Here is a 21,697-nt window from a genome sequence, read left to right on the forward strand (position 1 = left end):
GAGGGGATCAGTGGCCTGCGCCAGCTTCGGCAGCGGCTGCGCCACCGCCCGAGACGCCAGTGCTGGTTGGCTTGCCAATGAGGGAGGCCTGGAGGGCCGCGTCCGCTAGCCAGAACTGTTGTTCAGCGTTCAGAGCCGCCATTACCGAGTTCACCTGGTCGCGGGAGTCGGCAAGTAGTTCAAAGACGCTGATCAGCATCCCGTTGTAGCGAAGCTGGTTTTCTTCAGAGATGCTCTTACGCAGCGGGATCACTTCGTCGCGGTGGTGGCGCGCGATGTCGTATGCCGTGCGATAGGCTGAGTAGCTTTCGCGCAGGTTGGATCCCGCCGCGCGGGCGGTAGCTTCCAGGCGGTTGGCCGCAGCCAGGGTCTGCGCGCTCATGGCGTCGCGCCGCATACCTCCCCAATCAAAAATGGGCAACTGCAGGCTGATCTCAAAGCCTCGTCGCGTTGAGTGGGTGTTCTCGGCCGCATCGAAGACAGAGTCGCGCCGTACTCCCAGTTCAATGTCCGTGAAGGTCGTGATCGTGTTCCAGCCTTGCGCGCGTGCGGCTGCGTCGTAATCGGCCTTCGCGATCTGCAGATCCAGCCGACCCTTCGAAGCCTGACGGCCAGCGTCCGATGGAGACAGCGGCTCCTTGGGAAGTGTGGGAAGGCGTTCAGGCAACTTGAGCTGTTGGGCTTGGCTATCGTCCAGGCCTAGCAGCCGCACCAGCTCCTCACGGGCTGCCGTGACCTGGTGCTGCGCACTGGCCAGCTGGGTCGCAGTGTCGGCGTAGAACGCTTGCTGGCGCACACGATCGAGCTTGTTGAAATTGCCCACCGACTGCATGCGTTTGGCCAGTTCGGCGCTGGCCTGGGCGCTGGCGACGACCTGTTGGGTGTAAGTCAGGGTCTGTTGCGCGGCGACAGCCCGGACCCAGGCCTGACGTACCTGCGTGACTTGGTCCACTACGTCGCTGCTCAGGCGCAACTGGGTCTGCTTGATGCGCTGCTCGGCGATGCCTTTGCGTGTTGGCAAGGTCAGCAGGTCCAGCAGGCCGAAGGACAGGATGCGGCCGATCTCCGTCTCGCTACCCAGGCGAACCCGCTCCAGGCTCAGAATGGGGTTGGCGATGCGTCCGGACTGGGCTGCAGTGGAAGAGTCCGCCCAGTTTTGGGCCACGATGGCCTGCAGGGACGGGCTATTGACCAGAGCGAGTTGAACGGCATCCTGTTGACTGAGCGGTTTGGCCAACAAGTCCGAGGCACGCCGGCGCAAGGCCTCTTGCTCATTCTTGGCTCGGGCCAAGGTGAGTTTGCCGTCCGTGAAACTGCTGGTTGCTGCGTTGGCGCTGGAGATGTTTTGCTCCAGGTTCACGCTGGCACAGCCAGACAAAACCGCAACTGCGGCAACAGCGATCACGAGTTTGGCGCGGGGCATACGCAGGGGGCGGCTCATTGTTTGCCCCCGTGGTGTGCGTCATGGCCTTGGGCTGGTTGGTCCTGACCCGCTGCGGGTGCGGATTGGCGCATTTCCTTGGCATAGGCCCGCCATCCTCCGATTTCACCCACCTTGTCGTTGGCGGCCTTCCACGGCTGGACTGATTGCTCCTTGTAGACCTCATAGCCCGCGAGAGCTGATCGGTACGAAAGTTGGTAGTCCACCTTTGGGGGGGCATCGTCCGGCATCTGAGCAAGTGCCAGCGAAGGTGCCAGCAATGCTGCGGCCAGCCAAGGGATTGAGTTAAGTCGTGAAAGCCAAGAATTTCTCATAGATTCACCATGCGTTTTGATGCAACGCATTGTGTGAGTTATTAGCTTCCAAAGACATAACGGATTGATTACATATTTGTCATGTTCAAGAAAGGCATAAATCTCCGGGCACACTGGCGACCTCTTGTAGCGCCAAGGAGGTCTCGTGAAGATACTGATCGTTGAGGACGAAACCAAAACCGGGGAGTACCTGCGCCAAGGCTTGCGGGAAGCGGGATTCAACGCTGATCTAGTCCACAACGGTGTCGATGGTCTGCGTATGGTTCAAGAGGAAGACTACGATCTGGTAATCCTGGATGTGATGCTTCCTCGGATGGACGGCTGGCAGGTCCTCACCAATATGCGTCGCCGTGGCCTTGAGATGCCCGTGCTATTTCTCACGGCCAAGGATCAGGTGCAAGACCGGATCAAGGGGCTGGAATTAGGCGCAGACGACTATCTGGTCAAGCCGTTTTCTTTTGCTGAATTGCTGGCAAGGGCCCGTACCATACTGCGGCGCGGCCGTAGTGGCGCCGAGGTGACCATTCTGCAGGTGGCCGATCTTGAACTGGATCTTCTGCGGCGGAGAGTCAGCAGGTCCGGCAAACGCATCGACCTCACGCCCAAGGAATTCGGTCTGCTGGAACTGCTGATGCGTCGCCAAGGAGAGGTTTTGCCTCGCTCTCTGATCGCGTCGCAGGTGTGGGATATGAATTTCGACAGCGACTCCAACGTGGTCGAGGTGGCAATGCGCAGGCTTCGGGCCAAAATTGACGATGCCTATGACGCCAAACTGATCCAGACGGTGCGAGGCATGGGGTATGTGCTTGAAGCGCCACAGGAGATTCCGTGAAAGCCCGGCACTCGCTGACGACACGGCTGACGGCCTTTTTTACGCTGGCTTCTGGGCTTGTGCTCGTTGGCTTGGGGACCATCGTCGCCATTTCTATCGATCGCCATTTTGTGGAACTGGATCGCGATGCCCTGCGCGACAAGATCCACCTCACACGTGAGGTGATAGGAAAATCCACGTCACCTGAAGACCTCAAAATGCGTCTGGACGACGTCTTGCACAGCCATGAGGGCCTTTTTGTCAGCGTTTTCCGTGACAGGGCCACGCTTTACGCGACCACGGATTTCCAGTTTCCAGATGATCTCCATGCCCTGGCCCAGAGGGCCCGCCTGGGGGTTGCCTCCTGGAAAACGAAGGGGCGGGAATACCGAGGGATGTCGGCACTCGTGACGTTGCCGGGTTCCGCCGAGCCGCCGCTGCAGGTCTGGGTAGCTGTAGACATTGCCCACCACAAGCACTTCATGTACGAATTGATTTGGGTGCTTGTGGGCTATGTGGCGTTGGCCACTCTAGTGGCCGGGGTCCTGGGCTGGTGGGCCGCAAAGAATGGCTTGGCCCCCCTTCGGGCCATGAGATCTCGCGCCATGGCCATCACGGCACAGCGACTGGACGAGCGGATGCCAACCCAGGAGTTTCCAGTGGAAATGGCAGACTTGGCGACCACTCTCAACGAGATGCTCCGGCGGCTCAAGGAGGAGTTCGACCGGCTGTCCGAGTTTTCTTCGGACCTGGCTCACGAGCTGCGAACGCCCATCAACAATCTGATGACGCAGACCCAGGTCACGCTTAGCCAAGCTCGCTCCTCCGAGGAGTACCAGGACATACTGGCCTCCAACGCCGAGGAGTACCAGCGTTTGGCCCGCATGGTGGCTGACATGTTGTTCCTGGCCAAGGCTGACCACGGGCTTATTCTTCCCAGCACGGAGAGAATCGCAGTTCATGATGAAGCACAGGCCTTGTTTGATTTCTACGAGGCCCTTGCCGAAGAAAAGCGGGTCCGGCTGCAACTGATCGGAACGGCGGAGATCACTGGCGACCGGTTGATGCTTCGCCGGGCGCTGAGCAATCTCCTGTCCAACGCCGTTCGCTACACCCCCCCTGGAGAACAGGTGGTCGTTGACATTCAAGGGGACGTTCACGGAACCACCGTGGATGTAGTCAACACTGGACCTTCTATCGATGCGCAGATGATCCCCCGCCTGTTTGACCGTTTCTTTCGGGCAGACAAGTCGCGCAAGCAACTGGATTCCGACGGTGCAGGCTTGGGCTTGTCCATCACCCAGGCGATTGTTCATGCACACCGGGGCCGCATCTCAGTGAGTTCGGCCGATGGCAGGACCTGTTTTTCGATGTATTTCCCCAGTGCACAGACCATTGGCAAGCACTTCACGACAAATGCATGACCCCTTTGCAACCCTTATTGACTGCTGGAAGGCGGATCCGAGCAGCACCTACAACAGCTGGTTCCTGTGGGATCAGAGGATCAAGAACTTCCGCTCCATACGCAGAGGCATGGCACAGGTGGTGGAGGACATCCGGGGAGGAACGTTTGGCAACGCCTACCGAGGCTCCTCGCTGGAGACGATCGTGGGTTCCGTGGCAGAGCAGCGCCAAATTTTCAAAGGTGCGGACCACGCGTTCCTCTGGAAACCCAAGCTGAGGATTCCGGACATCTACGAAAACACGAGTAACCAGCTCGCCTTCGCAGATCTCCTTCACACCTGCGATCACTGCGATTGCGCAGAAGACGTCGTTGCCGCCATACAGCGCATCGATGCAATCGGCATCAAAGGCTTGGGCCCAGCAGTCGCCAACTTGCTGTATTTCATCCACCCAACGCTGCTCTCTCCCTTTAACACTGCCATTGTCAATGGTTTCAACGCAGTGACTGGCGGGCGCGTGAAGCTCGGACGTTGGGACCACTATCTCTCTATGCGGGAGGGCTTGCTGCGCTTGAACGCGCAGTACCGGCTGAAACTATCGAATGATCTCGGTGCGATTGCGGGACTCATGTTTGACATTGGCAGTGGCCGATATGCAGCGCCGCCACAAGCAATGGATGCGGCGACGGCGACACTCTGGCAAGAAGACCTTGAACGTGTGCGGCTGGAATCCACCGCATCGCAACGGGAGATGTCCCAGGCGACCGAAAGCGATGCGACCCACACGGGTATTCAGGCTTCATTGCGCGATCTGGGCAAGTCTCTCGGGTTTGATGTCTGGATAGCGTCCAACGACCGGGGTCGCTCCTACGGCAGCGGCCTTTTGGGAGACGGATGTCTGGCGCAGTTGCCTGCCAGCGTGGACAGGGGACTGGAGTCGATTCGACTCATTGATGTCGTATGGATTGATACTCAGACATCGCAGGTCGCGGCCGCATTTGAAGTCGAGCACACCACGTCCATCTATTCGGGGATCGTGCGAATGCTCGACCTGGCCTTGGGCACGTCGGTTGCAGTCAACTGTGCATTGTTTCTTGTGGCTCCAGACAATCGCAGAGACAAGGTCGCTGAACAACTTCAAAGGCCTGCATTCTCCCGCGTTTCGGAGTTGGGAATCCGGTACCTGCCGTATAGCCAACTGGAGCAGAACCACGCTTTGATGAGCCGTTTTGGTTCCAGTATCAAGCCGCTGCTGGAGATTTCGCAGCGGCTGTGAGACCCGGTTCTTTGGCATGGTGCGGTTCGCCTGGGTCTGGCTCCTTCGGCCTCGGGTTCGATTCACGGCGATGTCGGCAAGATGAAGCGCCTGTTATCCCGAACGGGGGGACTAGCTGGTAATAACTTGCGCTGCGAAAGCTACAGGTCTGGCGCCAGAAACTACGATGGACCATCACCTTGGTAGAGATCTCCAAGGCGGCACTTCGCAAATTCTTCGTCCAACCATGAGGTCCTCGACATGAACGTCACTACCAAGCCATTGGATGCTCTGTCGCCAGTCGGTTTGTTGGGAAACTCTGTGTCCACAGCACCGAGCATCCAAGGGGGCGGTTTTCTAGACGCCATGAAGCAGGCGCTGACAATCACAAGCCAATTGCAAGGTGAATCGGGTCGGCTGAGTCGAGAGGTCACACTTGGCAACCCCACGGTCAGCTTGGAAGGGACCATGCTCGCTGGAGTCAAGTCGAATATTGCGTTCCAGGCGACCTTGCAAAGCCGCAATCGAATTGTCCAGGCCTACACCGATGTGATGAACATGCAGGTCTGATCCTGAGCGAGTTGTAAGACAACGGTCGTGCGCACCTGCTGTCGGGGCCGTGGGCATGCTTTGCATTCAAGCTGGAGGCGGCCCTTTTTTGGCAAGGCTCCTCCAGCTCAGCCGCTGACCCCCTGGGAAAACTCACTGCAACCGTGGCGCCTTGGAGGATTCGTCCGAGGTGGTGGCCATGGCCGCATGCTGCGCTGCGTGATAGCGGTCCGGATAGATTTCGTTGAGCTTGCGGCCGTCTTCGCCCACAGCGACGACTTCGCCTTCGCGGATGGCGCGTGCCAGCTCGCTCTTTACCTGGTCACGTGTCTTCAGCGATTTGCCTGTCACGATGGGATAGCGGCCTGACATCAGTTCATTGCGTTTGACGCCGAATTCACCGGCCACCATGATGTCGCCTGTACGGATAGCCTGCTCCAGCTCGTCCCGCACTTGCTCTCGGGATTTGCCGACCTGAGTCGAAGTAGCCACGGGATAGGCGCCAGGATTGATCTGCTTGAGCGTAAGACCCGATTCGCCAAAGGCGAGCATGTCGCCGCTCTGCTGAGCCTGCGCCAATTCAGCACGGACTTGCTCGCGCGTCTTACTGACCACTTGGTCCGAAGCAAATGCAGGGGCTGCGATAAGAGAGAGGACGATGAGGGTGGACTTGAGTTTCATGATGGGATTTCCTTCTTGATAAATGGAGATGGTTTGAGTGCAGCTGCAGGCCGGTCTTGGAGATTCGCGGTAGTGGGGATGGTTCGGGGTTCAGGGCAGTTGGCTGGCGTTGACCCAACCTGCCTCGCCTCCGAGATCGCGCATGCCATCGCTGGTCACGGGATTGCGCTTGGCGGCCTGCAACTCATCCAAGACTTGCTGGCGGGTCTTTGTCAGCTTGGGGCCAGGGACGAGCGGATAAGTAGCCGGGTAACCACGGCTGATCCAGTACAGAGAACCGTCCTTTTGCGCGGCCAGTACGGTGCTTTCGACAGCTTGACGGCTGACTGCGTTGCCCAGGTGGTCGGGGGCCAGACTCACGCCTTCTTCCTGACTTGGGCTTGCGTGGTAGACCGAAGTAGCGAAGGACGCTGTAGCGAATGCAGCGAGACTGGCGACGAGGATGGCAGTACGAATTTTCATGATGGTCTCCTGTGGCGCCGGATGCCCGATATGGTCCATCCAGGTGGCGTTTTTCTGCGCCACGGAGAGAAGTCTAGAACCCGCACCCCTACGAAGCGGTGACCTCCCGATTACGCTTTTGACAGGTTTGGGGCGAGGTGAAAAGTGCAGAGGGATCTGGTTCGAGATACGGTCTATGCCTCCTCACCGGGATGAAGCACCCGATGAACATTGCATGTTCCGTATATTTCGAAAACGTCATCCGCACTACAGCTTCTCGTTCGTCCCCGTAGCCCAAAATCCTCTTCCACACGCCGCCCATTGATGTCTTGTATCCGCGTGTAGCCGTCGGCCCAGCTGACGTTTTAATGACTGATGAGGAAAGTAAGACCATGTACAAAAAGATGATTGTGTCTATGTTGGTCGCAGCAGCGTCGCTGGCGTCTGCGACCACGTTTGCCGCACCTACCGACAACGAGGTGCGCGTTGAAGCGTCGGCCACCAGAGTTGCGACGGAGGATGGAAAAACGCGCTACTGGAGCCATCCAAGATTGGGCATGATCAAAGTCGATGCCGCAGGCCGCATGCTCGCTGCGCGATCAAACACTGGGGAAGCCGAACCATCTGGCGTTCTTTCTGGCATCCGATCGTCGCGTGTGCGCTGACGCCTTGTGGCGTAAGAGGTACCACAGCTGGGCCCGTAGTGCACTGCATGGTGGTTACGTCAGCTTTGAAGGGCTGTGATTGGACGGCAGCCGTGCGAATAGGCGTAACAAACAGCCTTGGCGAAGACTACTTGGTCGAATATGACATCTAGATTACGACCCTGAAACCTCTTCGTCATCTTGCACCGAAATTGCGGCAAATTGCTCGAAGGCTGAGTCAATCGTCGGCGCGAGCCTACAGAACCGAATGCTTCTCGCGGCGGAAGATGGATGCTCCTTGCAGCCCGCTGCGTAGGATCAAGTTCAACTTTTTGAGCCATCCAAACCTATCAGGAGATCCAGATGAATCACACCCCGAACCCCTACATGTCTTGCATCAATGCTTGCCGGTCGTGCGCGACGGCTTGCCATCAGTGTTTCGCAGAGTGCCTCAAGGAGGAGGACGTCAAGATGATGGCCCGCTGCATTGCGCTGGACGCGGACTGTGCGGCCGCTTGCAGCTTAGCTGCCGATGTGATGGCGCGCCGAAGCGAATACGCCGAGGCGATTTGTGCGCTGTGCGCGCAGATCTGCAAGGCCTGCGGCGATGAGTGCGCTAGGCACGAAGCCGAGCATTGCAAGGCATGTGCCGCCGCTTGCCACAAATGCGCTCAAGAATGTGCCGCCATGGCCCACGCAGATTGACGCTGTTCAAGGAGCCCACCATGAGATTTCTGCACCCACCCTCGAAAACCGTCTCGGCAACCGCCTTTCTTGCATGCGCGTTGGTGGTTCCCTTGTCGTTGCACGCCCAGTCTGCCCCACACGCTGGCATGAAAGGCGCTGCCATGGATCAGACGATGCCTGCAGGCAAGATGGACATGAAGTCCATGATGAAAGAGAACAACGACAAGATGGCGTCCGTGAAGACGTCAGGCAATCCCGATGTGGATTTCGCGCAAATGATGCGCATCCACCATCAAGGTGCCATCGACATGGCGCAGAGCCAATTGCGCGATGGAAAAGATCCCCAACTACTCAGCATGGCCCAGGACATTATTTCCGCGCAAAAAAAGGAAATCGCTGTGCTGGATGCGTTTCTCGTTCGCAATGGCAAGCAACCCACAGCACCCACGAAATAGTTCTCTGTACTCAGCGATCGCTGCCCTGACCCTTGGACCGCTGTCGGGGAATCAGGGCAGCGTTACTCAGACGCCGTTTGCAGTGCGCATGGGGGCTGAGCAGGCACATGATCCACGTCAAGAGGACTTGTCATCAGTTTGACATTGCCACCGTGTTAAGCCTTATTGTTTCCATACGGCTCGTCACTGTCTCGACGACCTCATATGGAGAAAACCATGAACCACGATCACAGTACAGGACAATCGGATAAGGCCAGCGCTTCAATGGGCAGAAAGAGACTGATTGGCGCAGTCGTCATGCTCGCTTTCATTGGCATGTTTTTTCTTCTCAAAGAGCACTGGTCGCATGTCGCGGGCTACTGGCCGTATCTGCTCTTGCTGGCTTGCCCCCTGATGCACCTTTTCCACGGACACGGGGGGCACGGCTCCCACAACGTCGATTCGAGCAAGAAGTAATCTTGCACGGCCAAAACACCCAGGGAGGCTATCCATGTCGAATGCGCAACCGCACGAACACGTCCATCATGACCACCAGCATCATGAAGGGCATCACACGCATGTGTCGTTGCCCACGACGGGACTAAAGGATCCTGTCTGCGGTATGGATGTGACGGAACAATCGCATCACTCGACAGAGCACGAAGGGCGTCCTTACTACTTTTGCAGCGCCAAATGCAAAGCACGCTTCATGGAAGCGCCGCAAAAGTTTCTCTCGACTCCCATCAGCGAGCGCGCGCCTCAGCCTGAGCCCGAAGCGGCGCAACCGGGCACAACCTATACCTGCCCCATGCACCCTGAGGTGCAACAGGACCATCCTGGAAATTGCCCCAAGTGCGGCATGACACTGGAGCCCATGCTGCCCACGCTGGATGAGGGAGAAAACGCCGAGCTCGTGGATTTCCGACATCGCTTCTGGTGGACGCTGCCTCTCACTGTGGTGGTTACCGTCCTGGCCATGCTTGGGCACCGGTTGCAGTGGTTCGAGATGGTCACACAGAGCTGGATTGAACTGGTGCTGACGGTACCCATCGTCCTGTGGGCGGGCTGGCCCTTCTTCTTGCGCGGTGCGCAGTCGGTCGTGAACCGCAGTCCCAACATGTGGACGCTGATTGGTCTGGGAACGGGCGCAGCATTTGTCTATAGCGTGGTCGCGACCGTTGCGCCGGGGGTGTTTCCCGCCTCGTTCCAGGCCATGGGGCGCGTGGCGGTGTATTTCGAAGCTGCAGCGGTCATCATCTCGCTCACGCTGCTAGGCCAGATGCTGGAGCTCAAGGCACGCTCGCAGACCTCGGCCGCCATCAAATCGTTGCTGGGCCTGGCGCCCAAGACAGCGCGGCGCATCGACGCCACCGGCCAGGAGAGCGATGTCCCGTTGTCCCACGTCCATGTGGGTGATCTGCTGCGCGTGCGGCCCGGCGAGAAGGTCCCCGTGGACGGTGTGGTGGTCGAGGGCAGCAGTGCCGTGGACGAAGCCATGCTCACTGGGGAGCCGGTGCCCATCGTCAAAGGGCCTGGTGATGCCGTCATCGGTGCCACGCTCAATACCAACGGGGCACTGGTGATCCGGTCCGAGCGGGTGGGCTCCGCCACCATGCTGTCGCAGATCGTTCAAATGGTTGCGCAGGCACAGCGCTCACGGGCCCCCATGCAGCGCATGGCCGACCAGGTGGCGGGCTACTTCGTGATGGCTGTGGTGGGTATCGCGTTGCTCACACTCTTCGCGTGGGGCCTGTTCGGTCCGGAGCCACGCTGGGTCTACGGCCTGGTCAATGCAGTTGCGGTGCTGATCATCGCGTGCCCTTGTGCGTTGGGCCTGGCAACGCCCATGTCCATCATGGTGGCCACAGGCCGGGGGGCGACCAGCGGCGTGCTGTTCAGGGACGCGGCAGCCATCGAGAACCTGCGCAAGGTGGACACGCTGATCGTGGACAAAACAGGCACGCTCACCGAAGGCAAGCCCTCCTTCGAACGTGTAGTGGCCATGCCCGGTCTGTCCGAGGATGAGGTTCTGCGCCTGGCGGCCAGTCTGGACCAAGGCAGCGAGCATCCGCTGGCCGATGCCATTGTCCAGGCAGCTCGCGCCAAGGGGCTCGCCCTGGACAAGCCCGAGGACTTTGAGTCCGGCTCGGGCATCGGCGTACGCGGACGGGTAGCCGGGCGCCAGCTCGCCCTGGGAAACACGGTCCTCATGGAGCAGGTGGGCGTTTCTGCGGATCCGCTGCTTGCACAGGCAGAGGCCTTGCGCGCCACAGGGGCGAGCGTGATGTACCTGGCGGCCGACGGCCAGCTTCAAGGGCTGCTGGCAGTTTCGGACGCCATCAAGGCCAGCACGCCGGAAGCCTTGGCAACGTTGCACGCGGCGGGACTGCGCATCGTCATGGCCACGGGCGACGGCATGACCACCGCCAAGGCGGTGGGGGCCAAACTGGGGATTGATGAGGTCCATGGCGAAGTCAAGCCTGCGGACAAGCTGGCCCTGGTGTCGCGGCTGCAGGCCGAAGGCCGTGTTGTCGCCATGGCGGGGGACGGGATCAACGACGCGCCCGCCCTTGCCAAGGCGGATGTGGGGATCGCGATGGGCACCGGCACCGACGTGGCGATGAACAGCGCACAGGTCACCCTGGTCAAGGGCGATCTGCGAGGGATTTCCACTGCGCGGGAATTGTCGGAGGCGACGGTGGGCAATATGAAGCAGAACCTGATGTTTGCCTTCCTCTACAACGCGCTGGGCATCCCGATCGCCGCAGGGCTGCTGTATCCCTTCACCGGATGGCTGCTATCGCCAATGATCGCGGCCTTGGCGATGAGCCTGAGTTCGGCGTCCGTGATCGCAAACGCCCTGCGGCTTCGCAAGGGCTGAATCGACTTGGCTCGCTCAGATTTGATCTAGGTTAAGTTCGCGGCCACCGCTGGGAATACCATTCGTACCATGATCTTCGCCAGAAGCACGATATCGCGCCAAGCCCGCTGGATAACCAGCGCTCTGGTGGCGGCGTTGCTTCTGATGCAGTTCGCGTTGGCGGCCTATGCCTGTCCCAAGCTGGACTCCGCAGCCCATGCGGCATCGATGCAAAAAGCGGGCATGGCCATGGAAGACTCAGTCGGCATGCCCTCCATGCCCGATTGCCACGCTATGGCGGGAACCATGGATGAGCAAGATCCTCAGCTGTGTCGAGCCCATTGTGATGGCGACAGCTTGTCCTCCCCCTCGCTACAAGGTCTCGATCTGCAGGCGCTCGCGGCTCACGCCATCTGGGTTGCTTATGTGCTGCCCGTGATCCTGGACTCAGAACGCCATATTGACCCTCGGGCTGTCTACGCAGAGCTGGACAGTCGAGCGGGCTCTCCCCCCATCTATCTGACCCATCAGGTCTTTCGGAATTGAACGTGCACGGCGTGTGCGCTGCCTTGCAGCGTGCGCGCAGGTCTGACTTCGTGCCCCTTCATTTCGAGGACCATCATGCCCAACATCTCCTTCGGCGCTCCCTGCGAGCGCCTGCCTGCGCAACTGCGCATTCATCCTCTCTCGCCGCGCATCCGTGTGCGCAACCTCCACCATCTGCGCCTGGGCGCTCTCGGGGTCCTGTTGTCCAGCATTGGATTGGCTGGCAACCAGGCACACGCCCTGGGCTTTTCCGAAGCGTTGGACCTGGCCGAGCAGCACAGCCCTCGCATCACGGCCCAGCGGCTGCAGATTGACGCGGCCAGCAGTTCCCAGAAGTCGGCAGGAACCCTGCCGGACCCCAAGCTCTCAGTCGGGATCGAGAACTTTCCCGTCAGCGGCATGGACCGCTTCAGCCTCACGCGCGAATCCATGACCATGCAGCGCCTGGCGCTGATGCAGGAGGTGCCCAACCGCGCCAAACGAGATGCCCAGATTGCCGGCGCCGAGGCCAAGGTGGAACGCGAACGCGCCGCCCTGGGCGTCCAGCGCCTGCAGATCCGCCAGGAGCTGAGCCAAGCGTGGATCATGGCCCAGGCTATCGAGCAACGTGATCAGGTACTCACCGGTCTACTGAGTGAGAACCAGCGCCTGCAGGACAGCCTGACTGCCCGCATCGCGGGGGGGACGGCCCAAGCGGGCGATCTCCTGATGGCCAGGCAGGAGGCGCTTGCGCTGTCGGACCGCAGGGACGATCTGCAGCGGGACCGGTCCAAGGCCAGGGCGATGTTGCGGCGCTGGGTTGGCGCTCGCGCCGACGAGGCGCTTCAGGGAACTCCTGGGCCGCTGAGCCGCCCCCTGGACCAGTTGCGCGCAGAGGTACACCGCCATGCCGAACTGGCGCAGTACCCCGCCATGCAGGCCATGGCCTTGGCGGAAACGCGCGAAGCCCAGGCAGAAACCAAGGGTGATTGGTCCTGGGAAGTCGCCTACAGCCGCCGCGACCGACGCTGGGGCGACATGGTGTCCTTCCAGGTGACCTTTGATCTTCCCTGGCAACAGGAGCGGCGCCAGGGACCCCAGATCAAGGCCAAGCAGCTGGAGCTGCAGCGCCTGGAAGCCGAGCAGGAAGACGTGACCCGCAGGCACCTGCAGGAGCTGGAGGACAGCGCCTCAGAGCTGGCGGCACTGAACAGTCAGATCGAACGGCTGCAATCGGCTGGCATGGGCTTGGCACAGGGGCGTGCCGAACTCGCGCTGGCCAACTACCAGTCCGCCAAAGGCGACTTGAGCGCCGTGCTGGCGGCTCGGGCCCAAGTGCGGGAGACGCACTGGCGGCTCATTGATCTGCAGGCACAGCGGGACACCGTGATTGCCCGCTTGAACAGCCTGATCGCCGACTGAAGGGAGAACCACATGACCAATAACGTTTTCAAGAAGACCGCTGTGGCCGTAGCACTGGTGGCTGCAGGCATCGCCCTCGGCTGGACCGTCTCCCAATGGCGCACCGCGAACAACCACGCACTGGGAGCCAGTCCCGCATCGACAGAAGCAGCAAAAGCCGACCGCAAGGTGCTGTACTGGTACGACCCGATGTCGCCGACGCAGAAGTTCGATAAGCCAGGCAAGTCCCCCTACATGGACATGGCCTTGGTACCCAAGTATGCGGATGAGGACACTCCGGAAAGCTCCGGCCTGAGCGTCTCCGCCCAGGCCGTGCAAGCCCTCGGCCTGCGCACCGCCCTGGTAGAGCAGCGAGACATTGGGTCCGATGTGGACGTGCTGGGCACGGTCCAGCTCAATGACCGGGATGTGAGCATCGTCCAGGCCCGCTCGGGCGGCTTCGTGGAACGCGTCTATGCCCGGGCCCCGGGCGACGTGGTGGCCGCAGGCGCGCCATTGGCCGATCTACTGCTGCCAGAGTGGGTGGCTGCGCAGCGCGAGTTTCTCGCGGTCCGGGCGCTCAAGGACGAGTCGCTGACGACAGCAGCGCGCCAGCGGCTGTCGCTGCTGGGCATGCCTGCCTCGCTCGTGGCCCAGGTGGAGCGCACGGGCGAACCTCAGGGCCGCTACACGGTGACCTTCCCGCAGGCCGGCATGGTGGCTGAACTGATGGTGCGCCAGGGCATGACGGTCTCTTCGGGGGGCAGTCTGGTGCGCGTAAACGGCCTGGCCAGCGTCTGGATCGAAGCGGCCGTTCCCGAAGCGCAAAGCGGTCCCTTGCAACTGGGGCAGGACGCCCAGGTGCGCCTGGCCGCGTTTCCGGGCGAAACCCTCAAAGCCCGTGTCGTGAGCATCCTCCCAGAGGCCAACCGGGACACCCGCACGGTGCGCGTGCGCCTGGAGCTTCCCAACCCCACCCAGCGCCTGAAGGCGGGCATGTCCGGGCAGATTGCCCTGGCCGGACGTATGCAACCAGCGCTGCTGGTGCCCAGCGAAGCGGTGATCCGAACCGGTAAGCGGGCACTGGTTTACGTGGTGGACGGCCCCGGCAAGTACCACCCCGTCCAGGTACAACTTGGCGCGGAAATCGATGACCGACTCGTCATTCAAAGCGGACTCACCGCAGGGCAGCAGGTGGTCGCCTCGGCGCAGTTCCTGATCGACTCGGAAGCCAGCCTGCGAGGCATCATGCCCGCTCAACCTCCCGGCAGCAGCGCACAACCCATCGCTGAACAGGGTTCCTCGGCCTCTGCGGCTCCGGCGTCCAAGAGCTTTACGGTGCGAGGGGTGGTCGATGAGGTCACGCCAACCGAGCTGACCCTTACCCACGAGGCCGTGCCTGAACTGAAGTGGCCCGGCATGACCATGCCATTCAAGCTGGCAAACCCAGAGCTGGCCAAGGCCCTGAAACCGGAGCAGCAGGTCAAGTTCACCTTCCAGCAGCAAGGCAAGGACTTCGTGATCACTGCCGTGGAAAGGATCAAGCCATGATCGCGCGTCTGATCCGCTGGTCGGTGGCGAACCGACTCCTGGTTCTGCTGGCGACCGTGATGCTTACGGCCTGGGGCGTGTGGGGTGTGCGCAGCACCCCCGTGGACGCTCTTCCCGATTTGTCGGATGTCCAGGTCATCATTCGCACTTCCTATCCCGGCCAAGCACCGCAGATAGTGGAGAACCAGGTCACATACCCGCTGTCCACCACCATGCTGTCCGTCCCGGGCGCCAAGACGGTGCGAGGTTTCTCGTTCTTTGGCGACTCATTCGTCTACATCCTGTTCGAGGATGGCACGGACCTGTACTGGGCGCGCTCGCGGGTGCTGGAGTACATGAACCAGGTGCAGGGACGACTACCCGCTACGGCCAAGTCGTCGTTGGGCCCAGATGCCACCGGGGTGGGCTGGATCTTCCAGTACGCCCTGGTAGATCGCACCGGCAAAAACGACCTGGCCCAGCTTCGCGCCTTGCAGGACTGGTTCCTGAAGTTCGAACTCAAGAGCTTACCCAACGTGGCCGAGGTGGCATCGGTCGGTGGCATGGTCAAGCAGTACCAGGTCGTGCTCGACCCCATCAAGCTTGCGTCCCAAGGCCTCACTCAGGGGCAGGTGCGCGAGGCCATCATGAATGCCAACCAGGAAACGGGGGGATCGGTGCTGGAACTGTCCGGCGCCGAGTACATGGTGCGCGCCAGCGGCTATCTCAAGACGCTGGACGACTTCCGCGCCATCCCGTTGGTGTCGCGCGCAGGGGTGCCTGTGCGCCTGGGGGATGTCGCCACCGTTCAGATCGGGCCGGAAATGCGGCGCGGCATCGCTGAACTCGACGGCGAGGGGGAAGTGGCTGGAGGCGTGGTCGTGCTGCGATCTGGCAAGAACGCCCAGGAAACGATCCAGGCCGTAAAGGCCAAACTCAGCGAGCTGCAAAGCAGCCTGCCCCAGGGCGTGGAGATCGTCACCACCTACGACCGCAGCGCACTCATCGAGCGGGCGATCCAGAACCTCAGCACCAAACTCGTAGAGGAGTTCATTGTGGTGGCGGTGGTCTGTGTCTTGTTCCTCTGGCACCTGCGTTCTGCGCTGGTCGCCATCATTTCTCTGCCGCTGGGGATCATGGCGGCGTTTCTGGTGATGCGCTACCAGGGCATCAACGCCAACATCATGTCCCTGGGCGGGATTGCAATCGCCGTGGGCGCCATGGTCGATGCAGCTGTGGTGATGATCGAGAACGCCCACAAGAAGCTGGAGGCCTGGCAGCACAAGCATCCCGACCGCCAACTGGTGGGGGAAGAACGCTGGAAAGTGATCACCGAAGCTGCCGAGGAGGTGGGCCCCGCGCTGTTCTTCTCGCTGCTTATCATCACGTTGTCCTTTGTGCCCGTTTTTACGCTGGAAGCACAGGAAGGCCGCTTGTTTGGACCGCTGGCGTTCACGAAGACCTACGCGATGGCCGCAGCTGCGGCACTCTCGGTCACGCTGATCCCGGTCCTCATGGGCTACTGGATCCGGGGGCGTATCCCTGACGAGCAGAAAAACCCCATCACCCGCGCGCTGATTGCCGTGTACCGACCTTGCCTTGAGTGGGTCTTGCATCGTCCCAAATCCACCCTGGTCATCGCCGTGCTGGCGCTGACGACCACGATCTGGCCCCTGTCGCGGTTGGGGGGCGAGTTCCTGCCCAGGCTGGATGAAGGCGATCTGCTGTACATGCCGTCAGCCCTGCCGGGCCTGTCGGCACAGCGAGCCACGGAGCTTCTGCAATTGAGCAACCGGATGATCAAGACGGTGCCCGAGGTCGAGCGCGTCTTCGGCAAGGCGGGCCGCGCAGAGACCGCCACCGATCCGGCCCCGCTGGAAATGTTCGAGACCACGGTGAAGCTCAAGCCCAGAGACCAATGGCGTCCAGGAATGACGCCCGAGGGCCTGATCGAAGAGTTGGACAAGGCCGTCAAGATCCCCGGCCTGTCCAACATCTGGATTCCACCCATTCGCAACCGAATCGACATGCTGGCAACCGGCATCAAGAGCCCCATCGGTGTCAAGGTGACGGGCAACGACCTGCAGGTGATCGATGGGATCGCGGCACAGGTCGAGCAGGTCGCCAAAGGCATTCCGGGAGTGGCCTCGTCACTGGCCGAGCGCCTGACAGGGGGCCGCTACGTCGATGTCCGCATCGATCGCACGGCCGCGGGGCGCTACGGGCTGAATGTGTCCGATATCCAGGCCGTGGTCTCCGGGGCCATCGGTGGAGAAAACGTCTCGGAAACGGTCGAGGGCCTGGCGCGCTTCCCCATCAACCTGCGCTACCCGCGTGAGTGGAGAGACTCGCCCGAACGGCTGGCCCAGTTGCCCATCTCCACCCCCATGGGGCAGCAAATCACGCTGGCAACGGTGGCCAGCATCTCCATCACCGATGGGCCGCCCATGCTCAAGAGTGAGAACGCCCGTCCATCGGGCTGGGTGTATGTTGATGTGCGGGGACGAGATCTGGCATCGGTGGCCAATGACCTGCGCGACGCGGTGAGCCGACAGATCAAGCTGCAGCCAGGAGTCAGCATCACGTACTCTGGCCAGTTCGAGTACCTAGAGCGGGCCAATGCTCGCCTCAAGGTGGTGGTACCAGCCACCTTGCTGATCATTTTCGTGCTTTTGTACTTGACCTTCTCGCGCATGGGTGAGGCGGGACTGATCATGGCGACGTTGCCATTCGCGTTGACCGGGGGCATCTGGTTCCTCTACCTGATGAACTACAACCTGTCCATCGCCACCGGTGTGGGCTTCATCGCCCTGGCGGGGGTCGCGGCAGAGTTCGGGGTGGTCATGCTCATCTACCTCAAGCAGGCACTCGCAGAGAGATGTCCAGACGGCAGGCAGCCCACACTGGAAGAGCTGCTGGACGCGATTCGGGAAGGTGCCGTGCTGCGCGTGCGACCCAAGGCAATGACCGTGGCTGTCATCCTGGCGGGCCTGGTGCCCATCGTGTGGAGCAGCGGGACAGGCTCGGAGGTCATGAGCCGCATCGCGGCACCCATGCTGGGCGGTATGGTGACGGCGCCGCTGCTGTCCTTGTTCGTGATTCCTGCGGCCTATGTGCTGATGCGTAAGCCAAGGAGAGTGAAAGCAGAGGCATCCGGAGGCTGAACGCTGCGTTGCGCAACCAAGTGCTCCCAATAAACCTGTCGTTTCGCGCTCGCAATCGTGCACGCTTGCATACATTTCACACGCGGTGCAAGCGTCGGGCGTGCAAAATCTGCGGGCAGACCGCCCAGAAAGAACAACAGTGGAAATTCGTAAGCGCAACAACGTTCATATGATCGACCCAATTCGCCCGGACGCCCCTTTGCTCGTCTATGCGCACGGCTTTGGGTGTAGCCAGCATATGTGGCGACATATCACTCCGGCCTTTGAAGGTAAGTGCCGCCAGGTCTTGTTCGACTACGTCGGCTGCGGCCAATCAGACTTGGCCGCCTTTGACCCCGTGAAGTACGCAAGTCTGAAAGGCTACGTGCAAGATCTGCTGGATGTATGCGACGCATTGGGCATCGAGCGCGGAGTGCATTTTGTTGGACATTCGGTCAGCGCCAGCATCGGCCTGCTGGCCTCCATCGAGCGACCTACACTTTTTGACCGCCTGATTCTGGTTGGCCCGTCGCCTTGCTACCTCAATCACGCTCCGGACTACCTTGGAGGGTTCGAGCGCCAGGATTTGGAGGGCCTATTGGACCTCATGGACCAGAACTTCATGGGCTGGTCCAGCTACCTCGCACCCATTGTGGCGGGAGCGCCGCAGGCAGACAGTCTGGGCGGAGAGTTGTCTGAGAGTTTCTGCTCAACCGATCCTACGATGGCTCGTATCTTTGCGCAGGCAACCTTCTTTGCGGATACCAGAGAGGAGCTGTCGCGCGTGACCCGGCCGAGTCTGATCCTGCAGCATGGCAACGATGCGTTGGCGCCCCATTCGGTGGGGCAATACATGCACAAGAAGCTCAGGGACAGCACGCTGGAAGTGCTGGACGTGACCGGACACTGCGCCCACATGAGTCATCCGCACCTGGTGACGGCCGCCATGCAGCGATATCTCTCCTTAGCGTGAGCGAAACCGAGAGGGCAGAACATGCTGGCGGTTGATGACATCCCTTGCGCGATGATGATCACGGACCCGGTGGGGCACATCGTGCGGATGAACGGGGAGTTCCTTGTCCTGATCGGGGGCACGGAGGCGTTTTGGCTCGGCCACTCCATGGATGAACTGTTGACACCAGCTTCTCGAATTTTCAGCCAGACCCACCTGTTTCCCACGCTGCATCACGCCAAGAGTGCGCGCGAAGTGTTCCTCCACCTGCGCGGTGTTGGCGGCGAGACTGTTCCTGTCATGGTCAATGCGGTCAGCAAGCGCCTGGACACGGGCGACCACATCGTATGGGCCTTTTTTGTGGCCCGCGAACGCAGCCGTTTCGAAGGCGAGTTGATCAAGGCCCGTGCAGAGGCCCAGGGTCTTGCCCAGCGCTTGGCCGCCAGCAATCAACAGGTTGAATTGCAGAATCGCCAGCTTTCGGAACTGAGTCTCTCTGATCCGCTTACGGGTCTTAAAAACCGCCGTGCGCTGGAATTGATCGTGCAGAAGTGGCAACGGACGGCCTCTCGACAGAGTTACGTGTCGTTGTTGATGGTGGACGTGGACTACTTCAAACGGATCAACGACGCGCATGGCCATCCCGAGGGCGACCGGGTGCTGGTGAACTTTGCTCGCCAGATACAGGCAGACGCACGTGGTTCGGACCTGGTGGTGCGATACGGTGGGGAAGAATTCGTCCTTTGGTTACCTGATGCGGACGCAGAAGCAGCTGCCAGAATTGCTGAGCGGGTGCACAAATGCGCCAGACGGGTGCGCTCATTGGCAGGGCCAGTAACGGTCAGTGTCGGGCTGGCGTGTGCAGTACACCAAACCGGAGCGGATTTCCTCGCCCGACTGCTAAAACGCTCTGATCAAGCTGTTTATAGGGCAAAGGCGCTCGGGCGCAACTGCACTGTGGTTAGTGACTGAGTCACCAAGCCTCGCGCAGCTCACCAGCGTTTGGAATAGTGATAGCTTGCCCCCGCAAAGAACGTTCGCGGTGAGACTACTTGGATGGCATGGCTGCTTGGCGGTCCACCATCATTTGCATCATCTGTTCCATCATGGCCATACGGCGCTCCATTTGAGCGTGCATGCCCATCATGCCTCCCATACCCGAGTTTCCAGAGGCTGCAGGCATGGCAGGTTTGGTCTGCGCCCCTTGCTGCATCATTCCCATCCCCATGCCACCAGAACTACCCGCGCCCATCATGGCCATGCCTGACTGCATGAGCTTCATGTGTTCCCCCATCAGCGCTGAACGTTCGGTGGGAGTCTTGGCCGCCTGCATTTTTTTGTGCATTTCCTGCATCGCCTTCATCTGACGATCAAAGGCGTCCGGTGTTGGCGGGGTGGTAGCTGCCGGGGCAGACTGGGTGGTTACGCCACCGCTCTGCGCATCACCGGGGTGGTGGCCTGCGTGTTCGTCCGCAGGTTTTGGAGATTGCGCGACGGCACAGCCCGCCACGAAAAGGGTTGTCAACAGCCCAGCGACGATATTCAGACGCATGATGGTCTCCTTGTAGGTTCAACTGCAGCATGACGACGTACGGTTCGCAGCGCCTTGATTCACATCAACAGAGGTTGTGGACCGAGACGCACAGCAGCAGCCACCGGTTGTTCGGCGAGATGCAGGACTCACCGCCGCGTCTGCTTTGTATCCAGCACGCTCAATCGCTGAGCGGACAAGCTCCACAGTGCTTTCTCCGGCTTGCGCCGGGATGCGTACCTGACGTGCAGCTGCGTCGATTTCTACTTCGATGCCCCCAGGCAGTTGGGCCTGAGCTATTGCACGACCAATGCGCTGGGCGCAAGTGCCGCACGTCATATCAGGAACATTGAAATGGACCATGTGAGCCTCCTTTGGTTGATTCACGTTTTGACTATGAACCTTGCCACGGTGTTAAGGTCAAGGTCTCACGGAATTCAATCGGCATAGAAGATCGGAAAGCAGCAAACGACCTCAGTGCTGGTGGTGTCTCTACGAGCTAGAACGCTCGCGCCTTGGGTGAACGACTGTCGAAAATCTCCATCTCAGCCGAGGGGAAGGAGACCTTTGGCGCCTTGCGCCTTGCGCCTTCCCGCCGCGTGCCTAGCGCGCAGGCGCCACCATAGCGGTGGCAATTGCCAAATGCTGGGCTGGTCCTGTACCTGCCTGAGAGAGAAAGCCCTCGGCGAACGAGAAGTTTTTAGCAGATCGAACGAGATGCGCTTGGAATGCAAGCGACTCGCTGACAAGTGCAAGGGACAAAAATTTGACCGACAACTCCAGGGTGACGACGACCTTGGAATCGTAGTGGCCCAAACCTGCAAGCACGAAGGCTGCATCAAAACCTGCGGCGATAACACCGCCATTGATTGCGGAGGTTCCTCCACCTCCCTGAAGGCCAGATTCGATTTTGGTGAAATTGATGATCGCCAAGCCTGGCTCTTTGAACGTCCCCCTAAACCCAAACCAAGCAATTTCTTTCCTGGCGTTGAATTGAGCCAATTGCTCTTCGCGCTGAGTGGAGACTAGGCGAAATGGGATGGTCGGACTATGCATGGGAAAGCAATGATGCGTTTACCGTCCAAATGTACATTG

Annotated in this window: 22 protein-coding genes; 15 read left to right on the top strand and 7 right to left on the bottom strand. The window is 60.4% G+C overall.

Going from position 1 to position 21,697, the window contains the following annotated elements; translation table 11 throughout:
- Nucleotides 1-7: 7 nt before the first annotated feature.
- A complete protein-coding gene (locus C8C93_RS24280) occupies nucleotides 8-1,441 on the bottom strand; it encodes a TolC family protein (RefSeq protein ID WP_121508526.1) in 1,434 nt (477 codons plus the stop codon).
- Nucleotides 1,438-1,647, bottom strand: coding sequence for a hypothetical protein (locus C8C93_RS24285; RefSeq protein WP_233559558.1), 210 nt, complete (start codon nucleotides 1,645-1,647; stop codon nucleotides 1,438-1,440). The genes C8C93_RS24280 and C8C93_RS24285 overlap by 4 nt, the downstream gene beginning before the upstream one ends.
- A gap of 253 nt (nucleotides 1,648-1,900) precedes the next feature.
- Here C8C93_RS24285 and C8C93_RS24290 point away from each other — a divergent pair, with 253 nt between their 5' ends.
- The 4 genes from C8C93_RS24290 to C8C93_RS24305 all read left to right on the top strand — a co-directional run bounded on the left by C8C93_RS24290 (nucleotide 1,901) and on the right by C8C93_RS24305 (nucleotide 5,794).
- Complete coding sequence (locus tag C8C93_RS24290; RefSeq protein ID WP_121508527.1) at nucleotides 1,901-2,587, top strand: heavy metal response regulator transcription factor; 687 nt, start codon at nucleotides 1,901-1,903, stop codon at nucleotides 2,585-2,587.
- On the top strand, nucleotides 2,584-3,990 hold the full coding sequence (locus tag C8C93_RS24295) for a heavy metal sensor histidine kinase (RefSeq protein ID WP_063459332.1): 1,407 nt from the start codon (nucleotides 2,584-2,586) through the stop codon (nucleotides 3,988-3,990). The genes C8C93_RS24290 and C8C93_RS24295 overlap by 4 nt, the downstream gene beginning before the upstream one ends.
- On the top strand, nucleotides 3,983-5,245 hold the full coding sequence (locus tag C8C93_RS24300) for a hypothetical protein (RefSeq protein ID WP_063459333.1): 1,263 nt from the start codon (nucleotides 3,983-3,985) through the stop codon (nucleotides 5,243-5,245). The genes C8C93_RS24295 and C8C93_RS24300 overlap by 8 nt, the downstream gene beginning before the upstream one ends.
- 240 nt (nucleotides 5,246-5,485) lie before the next feature.
- Entirely contained in the window at nucleotides 5,486-5,794 is a 309-nt protein-coding gene (locus tag C8C93_RS24305) for a flagellar hook-basal body complex protein FliE (protein ID WP_055401387.1), read from the top strand.
- Nucleotides 5,795-5,926: 132 nt separating this feature from the next.
- On the opposite strand, the gene C8C93_RS24310 is transcribed toward C8C93_RS24305, so the two are convergent.
- Nucleotides 5,927-6,454, bottom strand: coding sequence for a DUF4148 domain-containing protein (locus tag C8C93_RS24310; RefSeq protein WP_055401389.1), 528 nt, complete (start codon nucleotides 6,452-6,454; stop codon nucleotides 5,927-5,929).
- A gap of 90 nt (nucleotides 6,455-6,544) precedes the next feature.
- Nucleotides 6,545-6,916, bottom strand: coding sequence for a hypothetical protein (locus C8C93_RS24315; RefSeq protein WP_082836304.1), 372 nt, complete (start codon nucleotides 6,914-6,916; stop codon nucleotides 6,545-6,547).
- Nucleotides 6,917-7,287: 371 nt separating this feature from the next.
- On the opposite strand from C8C93_RS24315, the gene C8C93_RS25100 reads away from it, so the two are divergent.
- The 11 genes from C8C93_RS25100 to C8C93_RS24365 all read left to right on the top strand — a co-directional run bounded on the left by C8C93_RS25100 (nucleotide 7,288) and on the right by C8C93_RS24365 (nucleotide 20,043).
- On the top strand, nucleotides 7,288-7,560 hold the full coding sequence (locus tag C8C93_RS25100; protein ID WP_131798409.1) for a hypothetical protein: 273 nt from the start codon (nucleotides 7,288-7,290) through the stop codon (nucleotides 7,558-7,560).
- 342 nt (nucleotides 7,561-7,902) lie between these two features.
- On the top strand, nucleotides 7,903-8,244 hold the full coding sequence (locus C8C93_RS25530; protein WP_055401394.1) for a four-helix bundle copper-binding protein: 342 nt from the start codon (nucleotides 7,903-7,905) through the stop codon (nucleotides 8,242-8,244).
- Nucleotides 8,245-8,264: 20 nt separating this feature from the next.
- Nucleotides 8,265-8,681, top strand: a complete 417-nt coding sequence (locus tag C8C93_RS24325) for a DUF305 domain-containing protein (RefSeq protein ID WP_063459418.1) — start codon at nucleotides 8,265-8,267, stop codon at nucleotides 8,679-8,681.
- Nucleotides 8,682-8,945: 264 nt separating this feature from the next.
- Nucleotides 8,946-9,137: a DUF2933 domain-containing protein gene (locus C8C93_RS24330; protein ID WP_055402945.1), complete on the top strand. Its 192-nt coding sequence runs from the start codon at nucleotides 8,946-8,948 to the stop codon at nucleotides 9,135-9,137.
- 145 nt (nucleotides 9,138-9,282) lie between these two features.
- Entirely contained in the window at nucleotides 9,283-11,541 is a 2,259-nt protein-coding gene (locus C8C93_RS24335; RefSeq protein ID WP_233559559.1) for a heavy metal translocating P-type ATPase, read from the top strand.
- Nucleotides 11,542-11,610: 69 nt separating this feature from the next.
- The gene (locus C8C93_RS24340) at nucleotides 11,611-12,066 is read left to right on the top strand and encodes a hypothetical protein (protein WP_121508529.1); all 456 of its coding nucleotides are present in this window, start codon (nucleotides 11,611-11,613) and stop codon (nucleotides 12,064-12,066) included.
- A gap of 75 nt (nucleotides 12,067-12,141) precedes the next feature.
- Nucleotides 12,142-13,467, top strand: a complete 1,326-nt coding sequence (locus C8C93_RS24345; protein ID WP_199727069.1) for a TolC family protein — start codon at nucleotides 12,142-12,144, stop codon at nucleotides 13,465-13,467.
- Nucleotides 13,468-13,479: 12 nt separating this feature from the next.
- Nucleotides 13,480-14,997: an efflux RND transporter periplasmic adaptor subunit gene (locus C8C93_RS24350; RefSeq protein WP_121508530.1), complete on the top strand. Its 1,518-nt coding sequence runs from the start codon at nucleotides 13,480-13,482 to the stop codon at nucleotides 14,995-14,997.
- Entirely contained in the window at nucleotides 14,994-18,140 is a 3,147-nt protein-coding gene (locus tag C8C93_RS24355) for an efflux RND transporter permease subunit (RefSeq protein WP_121508531.1), read from the top strand. The genes C8C93_RS24350 and C8C93_RS24355 overlap by 4 nt, the downstream gene beginning before the upstream one ends.
- Nucleotides 18,141-18,279: 139 nt before the next feature.
- The gene (locus C8C93_RS24360; protein WP_055400391.1) at nucleotides 18,280-19,092 is read left to right on the top strand and encodes an alpha/beta fold hydrolase; all 813 of its coding nucleotides are present in this window, start codon (nucleotides 18,280-18,282) and stop codon (nucleotides 19,090-19,092) included.
- Nucleotides 19,093-19,113: 21 nt separating this feature from the next.
- The gene (locus tag C8C93_RS24365; protein ID WP_121508533.1) at nucleotides 19,114-20,043 is read left to right on the top strand and encodes a sensor domain-containing diguanylate cyclase; all 930 of its coding nucleotides are present in this window, start codon (nucleotides 19,114-19,116) and stop codon (nucleotides 20,041-20,043) included.
- A 76-nt stretch (nucleotides 20,044-20,119) separates the two neighbouring features.
- On the opposite strand, the gene C8C93_RS24370 is transcribed toward C8C93_RS24365, so the two are convergent.
- From C8C93_RS24370 to C8C93_RS24380, 3 genes are all read right to left on the bottom strand, one after another.
- Complete coding sequence (locus tag C8C93_RS24370; protein ID WP_055400387.1) at nucleotides 20,120-20,623, bottom strand: hypothetical protein; 504 nt, start codon at nucleotides 20,621-20,623, stop codon at nucleotides 20,120-20,122.
- Nucleotides 20,624-20,641: 18 nt separating this feature from the next.
- On the bottom strand, nucleotides 20,642-20,965 hold the full coding sequence (locus tag C8C93_RS25700) for a heavy-metal-associated domain-containing protein (protein ID WP_082437546.1): 324 nt from the start codon (nucleotides 20,963-20,965) through the stop codon (nucleotides 20,642-20,644).
- Between the two features lie 240 nt (nucleotides 20,966-21,205).
- Entirely contained in the window at nucleotides 21,206-21,658 is a 453-nt protein-coding gene (locus C8C93_RS24380; protein WP_055400385.1) for a PaaI family thioesterase, read from the bottom strand.
- Nucleotides 21,659-21,697: the final 39 nt, after the last annotated feature.

Origin of the sequence: Acidovorax sp. 93 (assembly GCF_003633835.1) — a bacterium.
In the GTDB taxonomy this organism is placed as follows: Bacteria; Pseudomonadota; Gammaproteobacteria; order Burkholderiales; family Burkholderiaceae_C; genus Acidovorax; species Acidovorax facilis.